We start from the raw sequence: 20,743 nt of genomic DNA, 5'->3' as shown, positions 1-20,743 counted from the left end.
GTGACAGGACGGTTCATGCAGGGTCGTGAGCAGGACTTCGCAAGGGAAGAGGAACTGGAGCAACGGATTGCCGTAGTGGGGGCACGGCTGGACCGGGTGGCCCGCGAGCAAGACTTTGGTGTGGTGCTGGAACCGGAAGCATCCGCCGAAGCCCGCAGACTTGCCGCGATTCTCCGAAACGGCGTGTCCGACCTGGAGGGTCATTACGCCCTCGGTTGGTTGTATATCTTCAGGTACATGGCACTTCCCGAAGGGGATGGACAGCCGGACAAAGGCGAGGCCCTAAAGAGGTTTACACACTGCTTCGTGAACGGTGCCGGCGTGGAGGATCTGCCCGGCGAACTACTCCCAGATATAGCCCAGCACGCGCTCGGCTTCGTCTGGAGAAGCCAGCAAGGAATGACCACTTTGCCAAGCCCGGAGCTGCGCGCAAGGGTGACCGATCTCCTGCGGCGAATCGCGGCCGTTATCCCGCGTGGCGAAAGCGAGCACGCACAAACGCTATCCGATCTCGCCGTTATTCTGAAAACCCACTTCGATGCCGGTGGCGAACTGGACGATCTGGACGCGGCGATCGACGCTGCGTGGGGCGCGGTGGAAAGTGCGGCAACAGGACACCCGGACCGGTCGGTCATGCTGTTCAATCTGTCAGGTGTGCTGATGGAGCGTTTCACCCATGCAGGTACGGCGGCATACCTGGACGATGCGATTGAGACTGGTCGCCTGGCAGTCCAATCGGCAGTGGCTGCCTCTGGTGACCGGGCTGGCGGCTTCAACAACCTGGGCACTGCTCTGAAGACTAGGTTTACCGAGAGAGGCGTATTGTCGGACCTGGACGCGGCGATACATGCTTTCCAGGAGGCGGCAGACCTCTCTGTCGAGAACCACGACAAGGCGGGAGTTCTCTACAATTTGGGGATCGCATGGCGGGACCGATACGAAAGCACCCGTGTCCCGGCGGATCTGGAGAACGCGATGAAATGTTGCCAGGCCGCCGTCGAGGCTGCCCCTGAGGAACATCCTGGGCGCGCCATAATTCTGTCCGGGCTCGGCAGTACCGCCCTGACACGATTCGAGCGTACTGGAGAAACAGGCCATCTGGAGTGTTCCATCAACGCTTTCCGGGAAGCTCTGGGGATGCTCCCGCCCGGCCACCGGGCTCGAGGGCTTCGCCTCTCCGGCCTGGGCCAAGCTCTCCTGACGCGGTACCGCCTTAGTGGGGACAGGTCTGACCTCGATGCGGCAATTGAGATGAACCGTGCCGCCTCCCAGGAAATCTCCCCGAAAAAGACCGAGTTCAACGCGGTTCTCAACAACCTGGCCAACTCTCTGGGACAGCGATTTGAATGCACTGGCCGTATGTCCGACCTGGACGAAGCGATCAGTGCCAGTCGCGCTTCTGCCGAGGCCACTGCGGACGGTCACGTCGACCGGCCGACTCGTCTGTCCAATGCCGGTCTGATGTTATGGACTCGGTTCAAGCACACTGGGGCGCTGCCGGACCTGGACGCCGCGATTGATTTCACGCATAGAGCTGTGAAGACAGCATCTCCTGAACACACCGCCTTTGCAGCGATGCTGTCCAATCTCGGTGCTGTATTGTTGCAACGTTACGAACGGAACGGGGACCCACAAGACCTCGACGAGGTGATCCGAAAAAACCGCGAGGTCCTCAGGATTGTGGATGCAGACAGTCCCGACCGTCCTCGTTTTCTCGCGAATCTCTGCACCGCCCTGCACGCCAGCTTCCAGCGCACTGGAAACCTTGGGGACCTGAACGATTCGGTCGCGGCGGGACATGACGCGACCGCCAACGTCCCGTCCCATAATCCTGAGCGCCCGAAGTACCTGTCCTTGCTGGGAGGTGTGCTGACCGTCAGGTTCGAGGCGGCAGGGTCTGTAGCGGATCTCGATGACGCGGTGGTTGCGTGCCAGGCCGCGCTCGACATCTCGCCCGCAGAACATCCGGAGCGCACCGACTACCTGTTCCAGCTCGGGACAGCTCTGCAAAGCCGGTATGAGCGGAATCACTCGCGACACGACTTTGATCGTGCCCTGGCCGCACACATGGAAGGCGCCCGAGCCGACGGGGCCAGGCCCTCGACCCGGATTCGGGCCGCTCAGGCAGCGGCCTCACTGACCGGACGGGCGGATCCTGATCTTGCAGCCGATCTCCTGGCCGGTGCCATACGTCTGCTGCCCGAAGTGGCAGACCGCCGACTGAGCCGTGGTGACCAGCAGCACGCCATGGGCAAATGGTCCGGGCTGGCTGGAGACGCTGCGGCACTGGCTCTTGCTTCTCACGAAGACACATCCATCCATCGGGCAGTGCGGGCGCTCCAGTTGCTCGAGGCGGGTCGCGGTGTTCTCCACAGCCAAGCGTTGGACATGCGGAGCGACCTTGCTGAGCTTCGTGAGTGCCATCCCGACCTGGCCCGTCGCTTTGAGGTACTCCGGGACGAGCTGGACCGGCCCACGGACACGACAGCTTTCCCCGCGGATCCCATGGGGCAAATCAGCACCGCCGTACGTGCGGTCGACGCCGAGGAACGTCGACGTGGCCTCGTCGGCCAGCTCCAGGTCACGCTGGACCGCATTCGAGCGAAGGACGGATTCGCCAGTTTCGCTCGTCCTCCCGCCGTCGGTGAGCTCTTGGCACAAGCCGCCTTCGGTCCTGTGGTGAGCTTTAACATAAGCCACTACCGCAGCGATGCGCTGTTGTTGACGTCCGATGGAATCGAGTCCCTGAACCTGCCCGATCTCACGTACGACCTCGTCATCGACCGGATCCAGACTTTCCACAGGGCCCTGGGAACCGTTGCGGATCCGCACGCGACGCCCCTCGCGCGAAGAGAGGGGCAAGCGACGCTTCACGCTGTCTTGGAGTGGCTATGGGACGCGGCGGCCGAACCGGTCCTGCATAGCCTCGGTTTCACCGGTGAGCCCTCTCCCGGACAGTCGTGGCCCCGTGTCTGGTGGGCGCCTGGCGGTCTCCTCTCACTGCTACCCCTGCACGCTGCTGGCCATCACCTCGAGCCGCCCCGGGCTGGCTTGCAAGACAGGGAACCGCGGACAGTCATGGACCGCGTCGTCTCCTCATACACCACGACTATCCGCGCACTTCACCACGCGCGCCGTCATCTCACCTCTACGCCGACTGTGAGCCGGTCACTGATCGTGGCCATGCCCACAACTCCGGGCGTCCGAGGCCGCTTGGACCACGTCTCGGAAGAAGCCGCACTGTTGTGCGGCCTACTGCCCGAGCCGACGCTCCTTATGGAGTCGGATACAGAGGCTGACGACATGACCGCCCCAGGGCCGGAGACACGACCGACCAAGGCTCGGGTCCTGAAGACCCTCTCCGATTGCGGAATCGTTCATTTCGCATGCCACGGTGCCCACGATCCCGACGATCCGTCCCAGAGCCTGTTGCTTCTGCACGACCACGAACGTGATCCGCTCACGGTGGCGAGCCTTGCAGAAATCAGGATGGACTCGGCCCAACTGGCCTACCTGTCAGCGTGCCGAACAGCGTTCATGGGATCCGTGGAGCTGATCGACGAGGCCATCCATCTCACATCGGCCTTCCAGCTCGCGGGTTTTCCTCATGTGATCGGCACCCTCTGGGAGATAAACGACGAGGTGGCCTCGCATATGGCAGCTGATTTCTATGCTGAGCTCGGCGGGGTCACCGGCCAGCATGGTGGCCTCGACACGGATACGGCGGCCCGTGTTCTGCACCACACCGTGCGTAAGGTCCGTGATCGATATCCAAAGTCCCCGTATCTCTGGGCGGCCCACCTGCACGCCGGGATCTGAAAGCGGGCGGTGCCGCGGCTGCTGAGCCGCGGCACCGACGTGCGCATTGCTGCCGATGCCGCTCGCACCTTGGCCACGACTGGACGCGCGTGCGTGGTGATCGGGTGTCCGTGACACGGACCTTCCGAGACGGACACGCAGAGACTTTCCCAGGCTTATAGCCCACACTGCGGTGGTCGGGGTCCGGCCAAGCTGAGGTCCGACAGGACTTGGCTGGCCAGTTCGAAGGGCTGGTTGCGGGGGCCGTGGGGTACGGAGCTGGCGGATTCGAAGCTGCGCTGTGCTGCGAGAGCTCTCGGCCCGACCAGGCCGGTGAGCCGGTGGTGCCGCCAGAGTGGAGTGGGCCGGCGGGCATCGACCACGATGAGGTCGGGCCGACGCCAGATGACCAGCGCCCAGGCTCCCTCGCCGGAGTCCGAGCCAGCCCAGGCTCCGACCAGGGGCGCGTCTTCGGCGGCGCCGACTGCTTCGAGTGCCACCAGTGCGGGGTTGCTGAAGCGGCCGGTGACGTGGAGTAGCGACTTCCCGTGGCGGTGTACGTCGCGGTTCTTCTCGGTGAGAGTCCATACGGCGTCCGTGAGGGGGTCGTCCTGGACGACGTCCGACGCGACATCGAGCACCGCTGCCTGGTTGACGGACGGGCCGAAGGCTGCGTCGAGCAGCGCCGTGTACTCCGTGACGTACGCGGAATCCACTGCGGGAAGCAGGTGGCCGACTGCCTGGGAGGCTTCGTTGAAGGCGAGGGTTTCAGGGGTGATTTCGTAGCGTGGGGCGTGGCTTCGGAGTACGGCGAGGGCGACTGCGGCGAGGCTGCCGACCTGGGGCTCGATCCGCTCGGGGAGATCGTTCCGATTCAGCGCGCGGACGGCGCGGGACAGCAGTGGCAGCCAGTCGGTGTGTGCCGGAGGCCAGGCGCCTGCTGCGACGGTCCACAGGGTCAGCCGGACGACGAGCATGCGTTCCGGAGGGTCCAGGTCGGGAGCGATGGCGACGAGGCGTTCCACCCAGCGCCGGTATCTGCGGCGGACTTCCTGGTCGGTCTGCCGGAGGTCGGGGAGTGTGGTAGCGCCCGTTTCGGCACCGGCTGCCTCGGGGTCGTGCTCCGCGGCCACGACCTTGGCGTCGTCCTCGTCGAGGGCGGCTTCGATGTCGTCGGTGAATCGCTCGTCCCAGGAGACGGGCAGCAGGTCCTGAAAGGGCGTGCCGGTGTCGGTGGGCATGGGGAGCCCGAGTGCGAAGCGTATGAGAGGGTGCCCGACGCGCCCGGCGCATTCGTCCAGATAACGCTCCCAGCCGTTCTCGTCGTCGTCCGGCGGGGCAGTTACGACCGTACCGTCAGTGCTGCTGCTCGCGGATACGCCCGCTGGGGTGGAGATCAACCCCGTACGGAGGGTTTCCAGGTCGCCCAGGAACCGTTCGGCGAGCCGGGGGTCCGTGAACAGGTCGGGTGGCCGTGTCGTGGGGGTCTGGGACTGGGCTGGGGTCATTCGGCGCAGCGCGCGGTCAGGGTCGACGACGAACACGATGTTGCCGAAGCTCGGTACGCCGTCGATGTCGACGACGACCAAGCGCACCCGGCTACCCGCGTCCGCGGGAGCCGTCACCGTCAGCGTGGCCTGGCCGGGCGGGATGTCGGCGATGCGCTCCCATGCCTCCGGCGGTGCTGTCGCCTGAGACAACTCCAGTTGAGCGGCGTCGGATAGGGGCCGGGCCACGCTGATCTCCAGGCCGCCCGATACGCGTAGGGCACCAAGCAGCATCGGTCCATGCCCGACGATAGGGCGAGGGAGGGGCGCGGCCGAGCGCAGCCGGGCGGTGGGCTCTTCGATGCCGTCCGGAAGGAGGGTGGTGGGGATGGGAGCGATAACGCCGAGTTCGCAGTTGCCGCCTTCGCCCTGGGAAAGCAGCAGGGCTGTGGCGGAAAGGTTCGGGCTGCCGGTCAGGGCCCATCGCTGCCCCTCGGAGGCCCACTCGACGAGTTTCCCGTGGCGGTACCGCTGGTCGTTGTCGCTGATGACGCGTCCGTCGTACGCCTTCACCAGGGCAGCGATGGACGGGCCGTCGAGATCGCTGAGTCCGGGCTGGTAGGCGAGGGTGAACCGGCTCGGACGGAAGCGCTCAAGCAGCTGCCGAAGTGCCATGGACCGCTGGTCGTAGAAGGGCGCGAATACAGCCAGTTCGTCGACGGGCCCGTGCGGCAGCTGATCGATGATGGGCGAATGCAGGCTGCTGACGACGCGGACCTGCGGCGCCGTGGGTGTCCTCTCGCCGTGAAGCCTGTCCAGCAGCGCTGCGACCCGACCCAGCGCCTGTGGCACACCAGCGGAGAACCTCACCTTTTCCGGCAGGCCGCGCAGCCATGCCGCCATCTCCGGGACCGCGGTGGGACTCTGCTTGCCGTCCACCCGCAGAACCGTCCACAACTCGGCGTTGGCCTGCCAGCCAGCCAGCGTGGTGTTGCCGGAGCCGAGGGCGATGGTGGCGTGCTCCGGTCCGGCGAGGACCATCAGCTTGGGGTGGAACGCGGCACCATGTGCGTACGCCAGACCGGATAGGTAGCTGCGGCCGGCCCGCCGGACGGAGCGGGGATCGTTCCGGGCCATGGAGACATCTCCCGCGACCGTGACGCGTGCGCCGGTGGCCTGGGTGACGCCGAGGGCGACCTCCTCGAAGAAGCCGAGATCGGCCGTGAAACTGAGGAAGAGCGCTTCTTCCAGGCTCTGTCGGCCCGTCCGCTCCTCGTCGAGGATGAGGGTCAGCGGAGAGGTGAACGCGGTGGGTGGCTCCACCACTCCCGGTGCCGGTGCGGTCTCATTCAACGAGAGCCCTCCCGCTACTGGTCACCGACCAGTGCTGGCCGTGGTAGTGCAGTACACCGCAGGTGGCCAGGACGGTCCCGAGCTGGTCCAGCCGCAGGCCGACGGCACCGCGCCCCTCCTGGCTGGTCCGGTACAGCAGCCCGCCCCGCTCGTGCAGCCGGGTCGGTAACCACAGCGTGCCGTCGGCGCGTCGGCGGGCCTTGGCCAGCGCGATCCGCTGCGACCGCGCCACCAGGTCGTAGGTGAGTCGGCGGGCGACATCGCGCAGTTTCATGGGCCGGGCTTCGTCAAGCCGCCGCTGGACCCATTCCGGGCCGAGCTCCACACCGCGCTGGCCAAGGAACGCGTCCCGGATCCGGCCGGTGAGTTCGTCCACCCGACGGGCACTGGTGGCGAGCACCCGCAGCTCGGTGAAGGGCAAGGGATCACTCTCCCCCCGCAGGCCCTGCTCGGCGGGCAACGGCGCGCCGGTCGTGCTCTGCGTCGCGGGAAGTGAGGACAGGAACGCGTCCACCGTCATGTTGGGCAGCTCCGCGGCGAAGCGGTCGGCCACTTCCTCGATGGGTAGCAGCCCGTCGACCTGCTCCACGAGCCAGGACCACAGGCGCCGCCACGCTCCGACGGAGTAGTTCCGCAGCACCACTCCGCGCCAGGCACCAGCCGCGTCGATGCCGCGGGTCACGGCATCGGTGGTCAGGAAATCGCCGAAGGCGAGCACATGACCGATGTCGCGGGTGAAATGTCGGACCGGATGTGTGGCGACCACACGAGCCAGGAGCTGAATCGTCTGTCGTCGTGTTGCCGAGCGGGAGCCTGCTTCGGTCGGCGCGCCGGGCTCGCACATCAGGTTCGCCAGCCACGCCCCGTCAGGGTGCTCGCCGCCCACGCACACGCACAGCCGGTCGCCGAAAGAGGCAAGATCGTCCACGTTCAGCGTGTCTTCGGCGGCCAGCTCGAGCAGCCCGCCCAGTCCGGCTCGTAGTGCCGCCGTCTCGAGCCGCCGTCCAGGAACCGGCATGGGGCCTGCGTCGAGGACGCCGAGTGCGACCTCGGATCCGGCGTACGGTCCCCAGAACCCCCACGAGTTGCGTACATACCCGTCCTTGCCTGGGACCTCGGCCTCGGACATGGTGACCGTCCCAGCGTGCAGCCGCCGGGCCAGGGCATCGACCCCATGAGCACGTGGCAGCCATTCCAGAGTCTGTGGATGATGCACGAACGACACGGCGGCCAATGCCACTTCCGCACGTCGCAGCAGAGTCTGGGCGGCCGGGACCGTCAGGCCGTCCGCAGCGGCTTGCGCTGCGATCATCCCGTGCAGAGCGTAGTAACGCGCGTGCGGAGTCACCGCGGTCACCCCGGGCACCAAGTGATCGACCATGCGCATCACATGCCGCTCCACCGAGAGCGGATAGCGGCCCGCGGCGACGTCCAACCCAGGACGGCTCCAGCCCGGTCCGTCCACGAGCTCCGGTGCCTGTTCCTTCCCACCGGTGGCGATCATCCGCTCAACCATCGGAGCGAGAGGAGCTGGGTGCCACCGGCCGGGGGGCGTGCCGCGCAGCGAGCACTTTGCGGCAAGACGGTCCGCTCGCCCATGTGAGCGAGGCGGCTGCTGAGAAACGGAGCTGCCTCACTCCGGCTGCACCGCGGCTGCGCTCGACCACTTCCCGCTGCCACCCCCTCAATGCTGTTCAGTCGGGAAACTGATCCGTCATTCTGGCGTATCTCAACGGGGGCCATCGGTACTTCGGGTGCGAATCACCTAGCCGGATGGAACGGCTCGATGGAGTTGTGACGCTTTAGGCTTAGATGGGCGTTCTGCATAAAGAGTCCTGATTGTCATCGGCCCTCGGCTGCGGGAGCGCCTGGCGGGGTGGGAGAGTCGAGTAAATCTGATAACCATCGTTATCAAGGGAAGGTGTGCCCGCGCCTCCTGGATCCGCGTATCGTCTTGTGGCGTCGGACGGTGATCCGCTGCAAGCGGAGCCGTGACGTGAGACAAGGCCCGGTCCAACGGCCGAAGCGGCTGATGCGACGATAGATGAGCGGGGAGGGATGCACACCGTGGTCACTGGCCTGCCGGACCCGGCGCTTCGCCCTCCAGCGTCACTGCCCCTCCTGGTATCGATGTCCGATATTGCGACTTTCGCCCGAGTGAAGCGTCCTGTCGTGTCCACATGGCGCCGACGTCACCCGGACTTCCCCGCCGCCGTGTCCGAGAACTCGGGACGGCCGCTGTTCGACGGCGCCCAGGTGACCGACTGGCTGATCACCTCCGGCCTGGGCAACGCCGCCCCGACGGAGCTCCAATCTGAGCTGGCCCTCTTCGGCATCGTCGCGCTGCGGGACCGCTTCACGCCGTGGCAGCTGGTCGAGACGCTCGGCAGCCTGCTGTGCCTGCGTCGGCTCGACGGCCGGCCACTGGCCGACAACGGCGCGAACGCCTTCCCGCCCGACGCCGAAGCGGACGAGGCCCTCTGGTCCGCGCTGCTGAGCCGAGCCGAACGGATCGACGCCGAGGACGATTTCGTACTCCGCGAGCTGCGCTCCTTCGATGCCACGGCGGTCCCGCTCGCCCGCCTCGCCGAGGACCTGATCGAGTCCGCATACGACGAGCACGGCGCGTACGAGTGGTTGCTCGCCGCCCGCTCCCGGCTCGGACTGGACTCCCTCGCCGCCGACGCGGTCACCCCGGAGCTGCGGAGCCTGCTCACCCAGCTCACCGACCTCCGCATCCGCCTTGAGCAAGGTGAGTCCCTCACCCTCGCCGACCCACACTCCGGGGCTGGCGACCTGCTCGCCGCGCTCCTCGACGCCACGGAGAACCGCGACCGCGTCACCGTCCTCGCCGCCGACCCCGACGAGCGGCTCACTCGCATTACCCGCCGCCGCCTCCTGCTGGCGGGCGTCAGCGAACTCGACCTGGACGTGCAGACCGGCACCGATCTGGAGGAACGCTTCGCGGACCCGGACCTCGTCGTCACCCAGCTCCCGTACCGCCCCGGCGAGGACCGCTCAGTACTCGCCGCCCTGACGGAGCTTGAACGCGTCGCCTACCTCCTCCGCCCCGGCTGCACGGCCCTCGTCCTCGGACCGGCCGACGCGCTCGTCGACGAACTGAAGAGCACCGAGGCCGCCCAGCTCCGCTCCGCCCTCCTGCGCGAGAACATCGTCGAGTCGGTCATCGCACTTCCCGGCGGGGTCCTGCCCTTCCGTCCTGGCTACCGTCCCGCGCTGTGGACGCTCACGCGCGGTCCCGTCCCGGCGGCGGAGGGCAAGGTCTTACTGGCCGACATCAGCTCGGAACAGCTCACGCCAGGCGTGCGCATGCGGCTTGCCGAGGACGTCCTCCTCTGGCGTGCTGAAGGACTCCGAACGCTCGACGGCCACGACCCGCGCTACGGCCGCGTGGTCTCCGTCGCCGACCTGGACCGCGCCTTCGGCGGCCCGATGACCCCACCCGCACCGCCCGCCTCCGCGATCTGGTCTGACAAGGTCACCGAACGCCCCGCCCTGATCGCCGAGGCCGAGGCCCGCCTGGGGCGCGTGACGGCGGACATCCGTGCGTACGAGGACGAGCAGGGCCCCTACCGAGGGGCCGTACTGCGCAGGGTCGGCCGCCTGCCCAGGCGCACCACCTTGGGCAAGCTGATCGCCGCACGCAGGGTGACCCGGCTCCCCGGCCACCGTATCGACGAGAATCACCTCACCCGGGACGGCCACCACACCGTCCTGGGTCCCGAGGAGATCACCAGCGAACGAACCGTGGGCGGGCGCCGCATCGACCGTCTGCTGCTAGCGACGACGTACGAACAGGCGGCGCTCACCGAGCCCGGTGACGTCGTCTACACTCTCGCCCCCCGTCTCGGTGTGTATGTCGACCACGACGGCTTCTCGGTCGTCGCGTTCCCTGCCCGCGTCCTCCGCGTCAACGCCAGCGCCACTCGCCCGCTCACCCCCCGAGTCCTGGCGGCCCTGCTCGGCGCGGCCCGTGGCACCGCCCGCAGTCCCAGCGCGGTACGCCCCGCCCGCCGTATTGAGGACTACCAGCTCCCCGACCTCGACCCGGACGAAGTCCAGCGTTTCGACGCCTTCCTGGCCGAGACCCAACGCCGGGAACGCCTGCTGCGCGCCCAGTCCGATGCCCTCGCCGAGGCCCGCCGCCTGACGATCGAGGGCCTGGCCGACGGCACCCTCACACTCGGCGAACCTCGAACCATCAACCGTACGTAACCCATCCATACCCAGCCACCGACGAGTCGGAAGAAGGAACGATGCCTCCCCGCAAGCGAGCCGCAGCAGTCGCCGGACAGGGCGAACTGCTCAGTGTCTCCAGCACCAAGGAGATCCAGGACATCCTGTGGAAGGCCGCGGACAAGCTCCGCGGCTCCATGGACGCTGCCCAGTACAAGGAGTTCGTGCTCGGTCTGGTCTTCCTGAAGTATGTCTCCGACGCGTTCGCCGAACGCCGTGAGGAACTGGCCGCCGACCCCGAGCTGGCCCAGATCCCCGAGCACCGCCGGGCGGCCTTCCTTGAGGAGAAGGATGAGTACACGGAGAAGAACGTCTTCTGGGTGCCCCCGACCGCCCGCTGGGACCACATCTCCGAGAACGCGGCCAGCGCGGAGGGCGGCGTCGGCGCGCTTCTGGACACGGCCATGGACGAGGTGATGCAGGCCAACAAGAAGACCCTCAACGGCGTCCTCCCGAAGATCTTCAACCGCGACAACGTCGACCAGAAGCGCCTGAAGGAACTCGTCGACCTCATCAGCGACGCGCGCTTCACGGGCCATGGGGACCGCCCGGCACAGGACGTGCTGGGCGAGACGTACGAGTACTTCCTGGAGCGCTTCGCGCGGGCGGAGGGTAAGCGGGCCGGCGAATTCTACACGCCGGCGAGCGTGGTCCGCCTGATCGTCGAGGTCTTGGAGCCGTACGAGGGGCGGGTGTACGACCCGGCGTGCGGCTCGGGCGGCATGTTCGTACAGAGCGGCAAGTTCGTGAAGAAGTGGAAGGGCCAGGATCACACGCACGACATTGCCATTTACGGCCAGGAGGCGAATGAACGTACCTGGCGCCTGGCGAAGATGAACCTTGCCATCCACGGCATGGACCCCAAGGGCATTGGCAAACGCTGGGCAGACACCTTCACCGAAGACAAGTACCCCGACCTCAGGTTCGACTTCGTGATGGCTAACCCGCCGTTCAACATGTCCGACTGGGCAAGGAAGATGGACGATCGGCGCTGGAGGTACGGGGTCCCGCCCCTGTCGAACGCCAACTATGCGTGGCTCCAGCACATCGTCTCGAAGCTGGGCGACCGGGGCAGCGCGGGTGTGGTCCTGTCCAACGGCTCGATGTCGTCCAAGCAGTCGGGCGAGGCCGAGATCCGCGCGGCGATGGTCGAGGCGGACCTGGTCTCCTGCATGATCGCCCTGCCGGGCAACCTGTTCCGTACGACGGCGATCCCGGCGTGTCTGTGGTTCCTCACGAAGGACAAGTCCCCGCAGGGCACTAAGGCACTGGAGGACCGGCGGAGCCGGGTGCTGTTCATCGACGCGCGCGCGATGGGCACGATGGTCGACCGCACGGAGCGGATCCTCACGGAGGAAGACCTGGAGAAGATCTCCGACACGTATCACGCGTGGCGGGGCACCAAGTCGGCGAGGGACAAAGGCCTTTCCTACGAGGACGTCCCGGGCTACTGCTACAGCGCGACGCTGCAGGAGATCGAGAAGCAGGACTATGTGCTGACGCCTGGGCGGTATGTGGGGGCGGCGGAGGTCGAGGAGGACCTGGACGCGGAGCCGGTGGGGGAGAGGATCGCTCGGCTGACCAAGGAGCTGTTCGAGCGGTTGGACGAGTCGGCGAGGCTGGATGCGGTGGTGCGGGAGCAGTTGGGGAGGATCGGTGGTTGAGCGGCAACTTACCTTCGCTGATTTGGCGAAGGCCGGTGACATGATCTTCGGGGATGGCTATCGCACAAAGAAGTCTGAGCATGGTATGCCGGGCCTCCCGATTTTGCGCGTTGCCGAAGTGCATGATGGTGTTATCAGGCCCGATTTCACGGATTATGTAAGTGACGCCTATCGAGGTGCCATGGGGGTAAAGGTATCTCGGTGGGGGGATATTGTGCTAACGACGAAGGGGACTGTTGGGCGCGTGGCGATCATTCCCGTCGGATCCCCTGAATTCGTCTACAGTCCCCAAGTCTGCTTCTTCCGTGTGGCTGAGGGAGCCCGACTGGAATCCAAATATCTGTACTACTGGTTCAAGGGCTCGGAGTTCTGGAGTCAAGCCGGCTCGCGCAAGAGTCAAACGGACATGGCTGACTATCTGAATCTGTCGGACATTCGTTCGCTGTCTATCACTGTTCCGGACCGTCTGCAACAGCAAGCCGTCGTGGAGGTCGTTGGGGCGCTGGACGACAAAATCGCAATTAATGAGCGGATTGCCGCTACCTACGAGCGGTTGCTCAAGTTGCAGGTCGATCGTATGGGGCTGGAGGCCGACCCTGACCCCGTAACCGCTGCATCTGTGACTGAGTTTGTCCAGTTCAACCCCAAGGTTGCGAAGCCGTCCTCGGAAGCCGTTTACGTGGACATGGCTGCCCTCTCTGTGAATCGTGCGGGCATCAGCGCCTGGGCGAGGAGGGAACCCAAGGGGGGGACTCGATTTGTCAATGGGGACACGCTCTTGGCTCGCATCACGCCGTGCCTGGAGAACGGTAAGACGGGCTACGTCGATTTCATGGAAAATGGTGAAATCGGGGTGGGTTCCACGGAATTTATTGTGATGCGTTCAGTTCAGGGAGTCCCGCCCGAGTTCAGCTACTTCCTGGCGCGCAGTAAGAGGTTCCGTGAGCATGCCATTCGAAACATGGTTGGCTCGTCAGGGCGTCAGCGTGTCGCTGCTGTAGACGCGGCGAACTTCTATATTAGCCGGCCCGATGAAAAGTTGCTCGCCGAATTCGGGGAAGTGGCATCGAATTTCTTTGCGCATGTGAGATCACTGGACCGTGAGTCCCGCACTCTAGCCGCGCTCCGCGACAGCCTCCTCCCCCAACTAATGTCCGGCAAGCTCCGAGTCCGAGACGCCGAGAAGATCGTGGAGGGCGCTGTATGACCACCGGAGGAAACCACGACCACCTCCCCGCTCACCTCGACGCCAAAATGACTGAGTCCACCTGGGAACACCTGGCCCTGGACGAACTCGCTCAACTCGCCTGGGACCCCAAGCCCGGCAAAGACCTGGCCCCCGGCACAGGCCACCGCCGGGACTGGGACGATCTGATCCTCCACGACGAACTCCAGGCAGCCATCGAGAAGCTGAACCCGGAGCTGACCTCCACCGCCGTCCACGAAGCTCTACGTATCGCCACCGACCCCGCCTCCCATGAGGCGTACCCGGAGAACAAGCAGGCCCATGAGTACCTGACCGTCGGCATTCGCCTCGCCTACACCGACGAGTTCGGTGCTGAGCAGACCCCGACCGTCCGCCTCATCGACTTCACGGACCCCGGGGCGAATAGCTACCTCGCCGTCAACCAGGTCACGGTCAGGGACACCGACGGCAGCCACCGGCGCTTCGACATCGTCCTGTACGTCAACGGCCTCCCTCTGGCCGTCGTCGAGTTGAAGAGCGCCTCCGACGAGTACGCGACCCTCAAGTCGGCGCACGCCCAACTCCAGGCGTATGTATCGGAGTTCCCGATCGTGTTCCGCTACAACATCCTTTGCCTGGTCTCGGACGGCATAACCGCCAAGTACGGCACGGCATTCACGCCGTACGAGCACTTCGCGCCCTGGAACGTCGACCACGAGGGCGAACGCGTCGACACCAACGAGCCCGGCTACGACGGCCTCGATGCGCTGAACCTGGCCCTCCACGGCCTGTTCACGCAGGACCGGTTCCTCTCTCTCACCCGCAACTTCGTCAACTTCCCCCCGCCCGCGCCGGACGAGCGCCTCTCCGGCAAGCGCATCGCGAAGCCGCACCAGTACTTCGCGGTGAAGAAGGCGGTGGACGCCGTCGTCGAGGCGTCGCGAACTAACGGCCAGGCCGGCGTCGTCTGGCACACGCAGGGCGCGGGCAAGTCCGAGGAAATGGTGGAGACGGCGGCCCTCGTCGCCCGCCACCCGGCCCTCAACAACCCCACCATCGTCGTCATCACCGACCGCAACGACCTCGACGACCAGCTCTACGACACCTTCCTCGACAGCGAGACCCTGCTCGGGCAGAAGGCCCACCAGATCGACACGCGCGAGGAGCTGCGCACCGAGCTGAAGCGGCGCAACGTCGGCGGGATCGTCTTCACCACCCTCCAGAAGTTCGGCCTGAGCAAGGAGGAGAAGGACGCCGGGAAGTCGCACCCGCTCCTCTCTGAGCGCCGCAACATCCTGGTGATCGTCGACGAGGCGCACCGCTCGCACTACGACAGCCTCGACGGCTACGCCCGTCACCTGCGCGACGCTCTGCCGTACGCCACCCTGCTCGCCTTCACCGGTACGCCGATCTCGAAGGCCGAGGCCGACACCCGTGCCGTCTTCGGCGAGTACATCGACATCTACGACCTGAAGCGCGCCGTCGACGACGGGGCCACGGTCCGCGTGTTCCACGAACCGCGTGTCATAGAGCTCGACCTGTTCGAGGGCATCGACCCAGACAAGCTCGACGAGCAGGCCAACACGCTGACCGAGGGCATGGACGACGCCGAGCGCCGCCGTGCCATCCAGTACGCGACGACGATGAACACCGTCTACGGCGCCCCCGACCGCATAGCGAAGCTGGCCGACGACCTGATCGCCCACTGGGAGCAGCGCCGCGAGCTGGTCAAGCCCGACATCGGCGGCCCCGGCAAGGCGATGGTCGTGTGCGCGACCCGCGAGATCTGCGTACGGGTGTTCGATGCGTTGGCCAAGCGGCGGCCCGGCTGGGTCGGCGACGAGGCTGACAAGGGCGTCATGAAGATCGTTTTCCATGGTGACCGCTCCGACCCCGAGCACCTGCGCAAGCACTCCCTGCGCAAGTCCCAGCAGAAGGTCGTCCAGAAGCGTGCCAAGGACCCCGACGACGAGCTGGAACTGCTCATCGTGCACTCGATGCTGCTCACCGGCTACGACGCCCCACCCATCCACACTCTGTACATGGACCGCCCCATGCAGGGCGCCAACCTGATGCAGGCCCTGGCCCGGGTCAACCGCCGTTTCCGCGGCAAGCAGGACGGTCTCCTCGTTGGCTACGCGCCTCTCACCGACAACCTGGCCAAGGCCATGCGCGAGTACTCGGACCAGGACCGCAAGGACCAGACCCTCGGCGCGGACATCGAGCGGGCCATCACCGAGGTCAAGAACGAGCTGGCCACCATCAAGGGGCTGCTGGCCGGGAGCCGCTGGAAGGAGTGGCTGGCCGACACCGGCCGCCCCGACTCCCGCAAGCGCGCGCTGCGCCTGACTGCCGACTTCCTGCGCGACCCGAAGAACCCGGGCAACAAGGTCGAGCCCCCCGCCAAGCCGCTCTCCACCCGCTTCAAGGACAGCGCCGCCCGGCTGGACCGTTTCTACCGTGTCTGCGCGATGAGCAATGAGATCGCCGAGCGCTGCGAGGACTTGGACGACTGGCGTCGTGACATCTCCTTCTTCAGCGAGGTCCGGGCCTGGATGATCAAGCTTGACGCCGCCCAGCGCGAGGCGAGCGGGGAGCCGCTCAGCGCCGAGGTCCAGCGTTACCTGCAAGCCCTCGCAGCCTCGGTCGTCGACGCCGACGAGATCACCGACCTGTACGCGGAGGCCGGAATCGGTCGACTGGACATCACCCGTCTCAACGAGGCGCAGCTGCGCAAGCTGGAGAACTCCGAGACCCCGCACCTGGTCACCGAGGCCCTGCGCCGCATGATCCAGCAGAAGATGCGCGAGGTGACCAAGCACAACGTCGTCCGCAATGAGAGCTTCTCCGAGCGCCTCGACGACCTGATGAAGCGGTACATGCTCCAGCAGCTCACCAGCGCCCAGGTCATCGCCGAACTCGCCGCCCTGGCGCGGGAGGTCTCGGCGGAGGCCCGCCGCGGCGAGCAGTTCGACCCGCCGCTCAGCCATGCCGAGCTGGCCTTCTACGATGCGGTCGCCCACCGCGACATGGCCGAGCTGATGGAAGGCGGCCAGGACACCCTTGCCAAGATCGCCCGAGCCCTGGTGAAGGACATCCGGAAGAACCTCTCCGTCGATTGGCTCTCCCGCGAGCCCGTCCGGGCCAAGCTGCGCACCCGCATCCGCCGCGTGCTGGCAATGTTCGACTACCCGCCGGAGGAGGAGCGCGAGGCGGTCGACCTGGTCCTCAAGCAGATGGAGATCGTGGCTGCCCTGTGGGCGCCCGGGACGAAGGAGGGGTAGCACAGAGGTACTGCCACGGAGGCGGGCTTCCCTGGGGCGGGTGGCGACTACGCCAGCCCCAGGATCACGCGGACGCACTCTTGCACACGCCGCATCTCGCTCGGGGCCGTCAGGCTGAGACGCCGCCGAAGCCTCGGTTCGTCGACGATGTGCAGGCCGGTGCGGTTCACGTACGACTTGTTGTACGTGGTCACTCCGCAGTCCGGACCGATCGGGACGTGGGTGAAGACGGGGCCCGGTGCCACCCGTGATCACGCTGACAGTGGTTCCACGGTGGAGGCGGGTGTTCTCACGGACGTACCGAGCGAACGGCCCAGCCTTCGTCGAGTCCTGAGGGCGAGTCAGGCCGTGGGCTGCTCCTGGTGGCCGCCTTGGCCGTGTGCTGGGGTTCGGCGTCGCGTCATCCACTAGGCAAAACGGTGTGTGGGCCAAGATGCCCGTCACCCCGCCAACTGCCGTCGATAGACAGTGTCGATCGTGATAACCCGGGTTATCGCCGATGATATGGATCGAGCAACTTCTCCGCCTCTAACGTCTGTTCCGTCACACCGGGCTCGCGCAAAGCCGGAGGCTCGCCCCTCTCGCTCACCGCACGGGCCCGGCCGGTGCCCCATTAGACATCGGCCATCGGAACGGACCACGGAGGGCGTAGAGCACCATGACGGAACACCTCGCACAGAGCGACCCGAACGCAACGAACGAGCAGGGTCGAGGCAGCTCCTCGACGCTCTCCCGGCTGGCCGCCCGCCTCGAAAGCTCGGCGCTCGCCGAGGCGCCCCGGGAACTCCTGCGCGAGGCACTGGGCGCCACGCCGTCGGGGTCCGGCGCCCCCACTGTTCCGCACCCGGACCAGCGGGTGTTCCTCGACTCCATCAACGTCAGCGGCTTTCGCGGCATCGGCCGCAAGGCGCGTCTGCCGCTGACCGCGAAGCCCGGCGTCACCCTCGTCGTGGGACGTAACGGCTCGGGGAAGTCCAGCTTCGCCGAGGGCGCCGAGACGGCGCTCACGGGCCGGACCGCCCGCCTGGACAAGCAGCGGGGCGAGGTGTGGCGCCGGCACTGGCGCAACCTGCACGACGGGGCCGACCCGAAGGTCGAGGTCCGCCTCGCCATCGCGGGCAACCCCCGGCTGTCCACCCTGACGTGTACCTGGCCCGGCGACGATGTCACCGCCCCCGCAGTCGAGTTCAGGCGGCCGGGCCACGGCCGGCGGCCCTTCGCCGACATTGGCTGGGAGCGGGCCCTGAACGATTACAGCCCCTTCCTGTCGTACACGGATCTCGACAAGGTTCTCAACGGCAGGCCCAGCGAGCAGTACGACTCGATCGTCGCCATCCTCGGACTCGGCGAGCTGGCCGACGCGGACGAGCGGCTCCAGGGCATCGAGAGGGCGCTCGCCTCCGCGCTGAAGCAGGTCGAGGCGGAACGGCCCGCACTCGTCGAGGTGTTGTCCGCGCTGGACGACCCCCGGGCAGAACACGCGCTCGCGGTGGTCGGCGGGGCGGGCGACCCCGACTTCGTCGAGCTCGGCGCCCTCGTGACCGCCCTGCCCGAGGCGGACGAGGGTCGTCTCCGGGAACTGCGCGCGACCGCTGGGCTGACCGGACCAGACCTCGGCGCGGTCGGCGCGGCCGTGGACCGGCTGCGCGAGGCCATCGCCGTACTCGACGACGTACGTGCCTCGGGCGCCGAGGACGCCCACCAGCGTGCGGAACTGCTGGCCAAGGCCCTGGAGCACAGTCTCCGGCACGAGGACGAGGACACCTGTCCGGTGTGCGGGTCCAACCGACCGCTCGACGAGGCGTGGGCCGACCGGGCCGCCGAACAGGTGGCGACCCTGCGGCAGGAGGCCGCGACCGCGCGGGAGGCCCGGACCGGGCTGCGGGACGCGGTGGACGCCGTCCGCCACCTCGTCACGCCGGTTCCTGCGTGGCTGCCCGCCCCGCTCGTGGACCCGTGGGAGGAGTGGCAGGCGTGCCGGACGATCGATGACGCCGAGCGGCTCGCCGCCCGCGCCGAGACCGCCGCGCTCGTCCTGGCCGACGCCTGCGCCGCGCTGCGGGAGGAGGCCCTGCGGGAGCTGGAGAAGCTCGACGAGGAGTGGCGCGCCTGTGTCACCCGCCTCGCGGGCTGGCTCGACCGGGCCTGGCCTGCGTACGTCGGCAGGCCGCGGCTGCGCCAGGTGAGGGCGGCTCGTAAGTGGCTCAAGGAGGCGTGTGCCGAGCTGCGCGAGGAGCGGTTGAGGCCGTTCGAGGACCACTCGCAGCGGATCTGGGAGGAACTGCGCCAGCAGAGCAACGTGGACCTGCGTTCCGTACGCCTGACCGGCAGCGAGAAGGCCACCGTGCGCAAACTGGTGATGGACGTGTCCGTCGACGGCACTCAGGCGGCGGCCCTCGGCGTCATGAGCCAGGGTGAACTGCACTCCCTCGCACTCGCGCTCTTTCTGCCGCGCGCCGCTGCGCCGGACAGCCCCTTCGGGTTCGTCGTCATCGACGACCCCGTTCAGTCCATGGATCCCGCCAAGGTCCACGGCCTCGCGAAGGTCCTGCACGACCTCGGGGAGACCCGGCAGGTCGTGGTCTTCACCCACGACACGCGGCTCCAGCGGGCCTTCACCAACCAGGAGTTCCCGGTGAACGTACTGGAGGTGGAGCGGGAGGGCCGGTCCGCGGTGATCGTGCGGCGGGTGACTGATCCGGTCGGCCAGGCCCTGGCCGACGCACGCGCCCTCGCCCGCACGCCGAACCTCCCGCCGGTCGCGATGACCCATGTACTGCCCAGCCTCTGCCGCACCGTCCTGGAACGCGCATTCTCCGAGGCCGCGTGGCTGCGGCTGCACCGGGCGGGGCTGGCCGAGCACGAGGCGGAGAAGACCGTCGCGGGTGCCGTCACGCTGATGGACATCGCCGCCTTGGGGCTCTTCGGAGATCCGTCGAAGAAGGCGGGTGAGGTCTACCGCGAAGTGCGCAGGCGCTGCGGCCCCGAGGCGGTGGACCTCATTCGGCAGTGCCAGGAGGGTGCCCACCCGTCAGGCACCGCGATGCCGGATCCCTACCGGTTCGTGGACGACATCAAGGCGGTCGCCCTGACGGTACGCAAGCCCGAGGAGGGGCCATGAACGCGACCATCCGCCAACTGCTCGACACCGCCGACCTGCTCCTCGCGGACACCGGCGAGCCCGCCACGCCCGCTGCCACGCCCGTACCCGCCCGGCCCACCGCGCTCGCCGCCGCACCCGCCGCGTCCACCGCGACTACGGCGAGCCGGTGCCGAGGTGCCGCCTTCGCCCTACGTGCCGCACTGGAGAGTGCGGTCGCCGACCGCCTCGCCGCCCACCGCGCGCCGCGCGCGATTCAGGAGGGCACCCAGCGGGCCGCGTTCCTCTGGCTCCGCGGTTGCGCCGAAGCCGGAACGGCCCGCCGGGCGAAGGCCGCGTGGAGCCAGCTCTGCCTGGGGTGCCACTACCACCAGTACGAGATCGGTCCCACGGAGGACCAGCTGCGCGCGTGGCGTACCGAAGTAGCGGCGATCGTCGCCCTGTTGGCCCACTGATCAGCATTTGGCCCACGTCCCCCTGTTCCGCCGAGCGAAGAGGCGGGCACTGGTCGGCAGCGCCAGGAGGAGCGTTGCCAGGAGGAGACACACATGAGAACGACACCACGCGGGCGGTTAGCGCCACCGTCCACAAAGAGCGGAGCGAGGAGCGGCACC

General features: G+C 67.2%; 10 protein-coding genes. 7 read left to right on the top strand and 3 right to left on the bottom strand.

The genetic code is table 11. The annotated features are described in order from the left end of the window. Positions 1–15: 15 nt before the first annotated feature. Positions 16–3,819, top strand: coding sequence for a CHAT domain-containing protein (locus ABD329_RS06720; RefSeq protein ID WP_198275567.1), 3,804 nt, complete (start codon positions 16–18; stop codon positions 3,817–3,819). A 155-nt stretch (positions 3,820–3,974) separates the two neighbouring features. Here the strand turns inward: ABD329_RS06720 and ABD329_RS06715 are convergent, their stop codons facing one another. Further along, positions 3,975–6,638, bottom strand: coding sequence for a hypothetical protein (locus ABD329_RS06715; RefSeq protein ID WP_198275568.1), 2,664 nt, complete (start codon positions 6,636–6,638; stop codon positions 3,975–3,977). Next, a complete protein-coding gene (locus ABD329_RS06710; RefSeq protein WP_164428117.1) occupies positions 6,631–8,142 on the bottom strand; it encodes a hypothetical protein in 1,512 nt (503 codons plus the stop codon). The genes ABD329_RS06715 and ABD329_RS06710 overlap by 8 nt, the downstream gene beginning before the upstream one ends. Before the next feature lie 668 nt (positions 8,143–8,810). Here ABD329_RS06710 and ABD329_RS06705 point away from each other — a divergent pair. Genes ABD329_RS06705 through ABD329_RS06690 form a run of 4 tightly spaced genes read left to right on the top strand, consistent with a single transcriptional unit; the run spans position 8,811 to position 17,029 of the window. Beyond that, entirely contained in the window at positions 8,811–10,874 is a 2,064-nt protein-coding gene (locus ABD329_RS06705; RefSeq protein ID WP_206282306.1) for a hypothetical protein, read from the top strand. 41 nt (positions 10,875–10,915) lie between these two features. Beyond that, complete coding sequence (locus tag ABD329_RS06700; RefSeq protein ID WP_164428113.1) at positions 10,916–12,559, top strand: class I SAM-dependent DNA methyltransferase; 1,644 nt, start codon at positions 10,916–10,918, stop codon at positions 12,557–12,559. Next, a complete protein-coding gene (locus ABD329_RS06695; RefSeq protein ID WP_164428111.1) occupies positions 12,552–13,766 on the top strand; it encodes a restriction endonuclease subunit S in 1,215 nt (404 codons plus the stop codon). The genes ABD329_RS06700 and ABD329_RS06695 overlap by 8 nt, the downstream gene beginning before the upstream one ends. Beyond that, positions 13,763–17,029, top strand: a complete 3,267-nt coding sequence (locus tag ABD329_RS06690) for a type I restriction endonuclease subunit R (RefSeq protein ID WP_198275570.1) — start codon at positions 13,763–13,765, stop codon at positions 17,027–17,029. Before ABD329_RS06695 ends, ABD329_RS06690 begins: the two co-directional genes overlap by 4 nt. A gap of 47 nt (positions 17,030–17,076) precedes the next feature. Here the strand turns inward: ABD329_RS06690 and ABD329_RS06685 are convergent, their stop codons facing one another. Continuing rightward, the gene (locus tag ABD329_RS06685; RefSeq protein WP_198275571.1) at positions 17,077–17,274 is read right to left on the bottom strand and encodes a hypothetical protein; all 198 of its coding nucleotides are present in this window, start codon (positions 17,272–17,274) and stop codon (positions 17,077–17,079) included. Between the two features lie 413 nt (positions 17,275–17,687). On the opposite strand from ABD329_RS06685, the gene ABD329_RS06680 reads away from it, so the two are divergent. Together ABD329_RS06680 and ABD329_RS06675 are read left to right on the top strand one after the other, a co-directional pair. Next, a complete protein-coding gene (locus ABD329_RS06680; protein ID WP_198275572.1) occupies positions 17,688–20,150 on the top strand; it encodes an AAA family ATPase in 2,463 nt (820 codons plus the stop codon). Beyond that, entirely contained in the window at positions 20,147–20,584 is a 438-nt protein-coding gene (locus ABD329_RS06675) for a hypothetical protein (RefSeq protein WP_198275573.1), read from the top strand. Before ABD329_RS06680 ends, ABD329_RS06675 begins: the two co-directional genes overlap by 4 nt. Positions 20,585–20,743: the final 159 nt, after the last annotated feature.

Origin of the sequence: Streptomyces javensis (assembly GCF_039525925.1) — a bacterium.
In the GTDB taxonomy this organism is placed as follows: Bacteria; Actinomycetota; Actinomycetes; order Streptomycetales; family Streptomycetaceae; genus Streptomyces; species Streptomyces asiaticus.
This window is presented reverse-complemented; position numbering and strand designations above follow the sequence as displayed.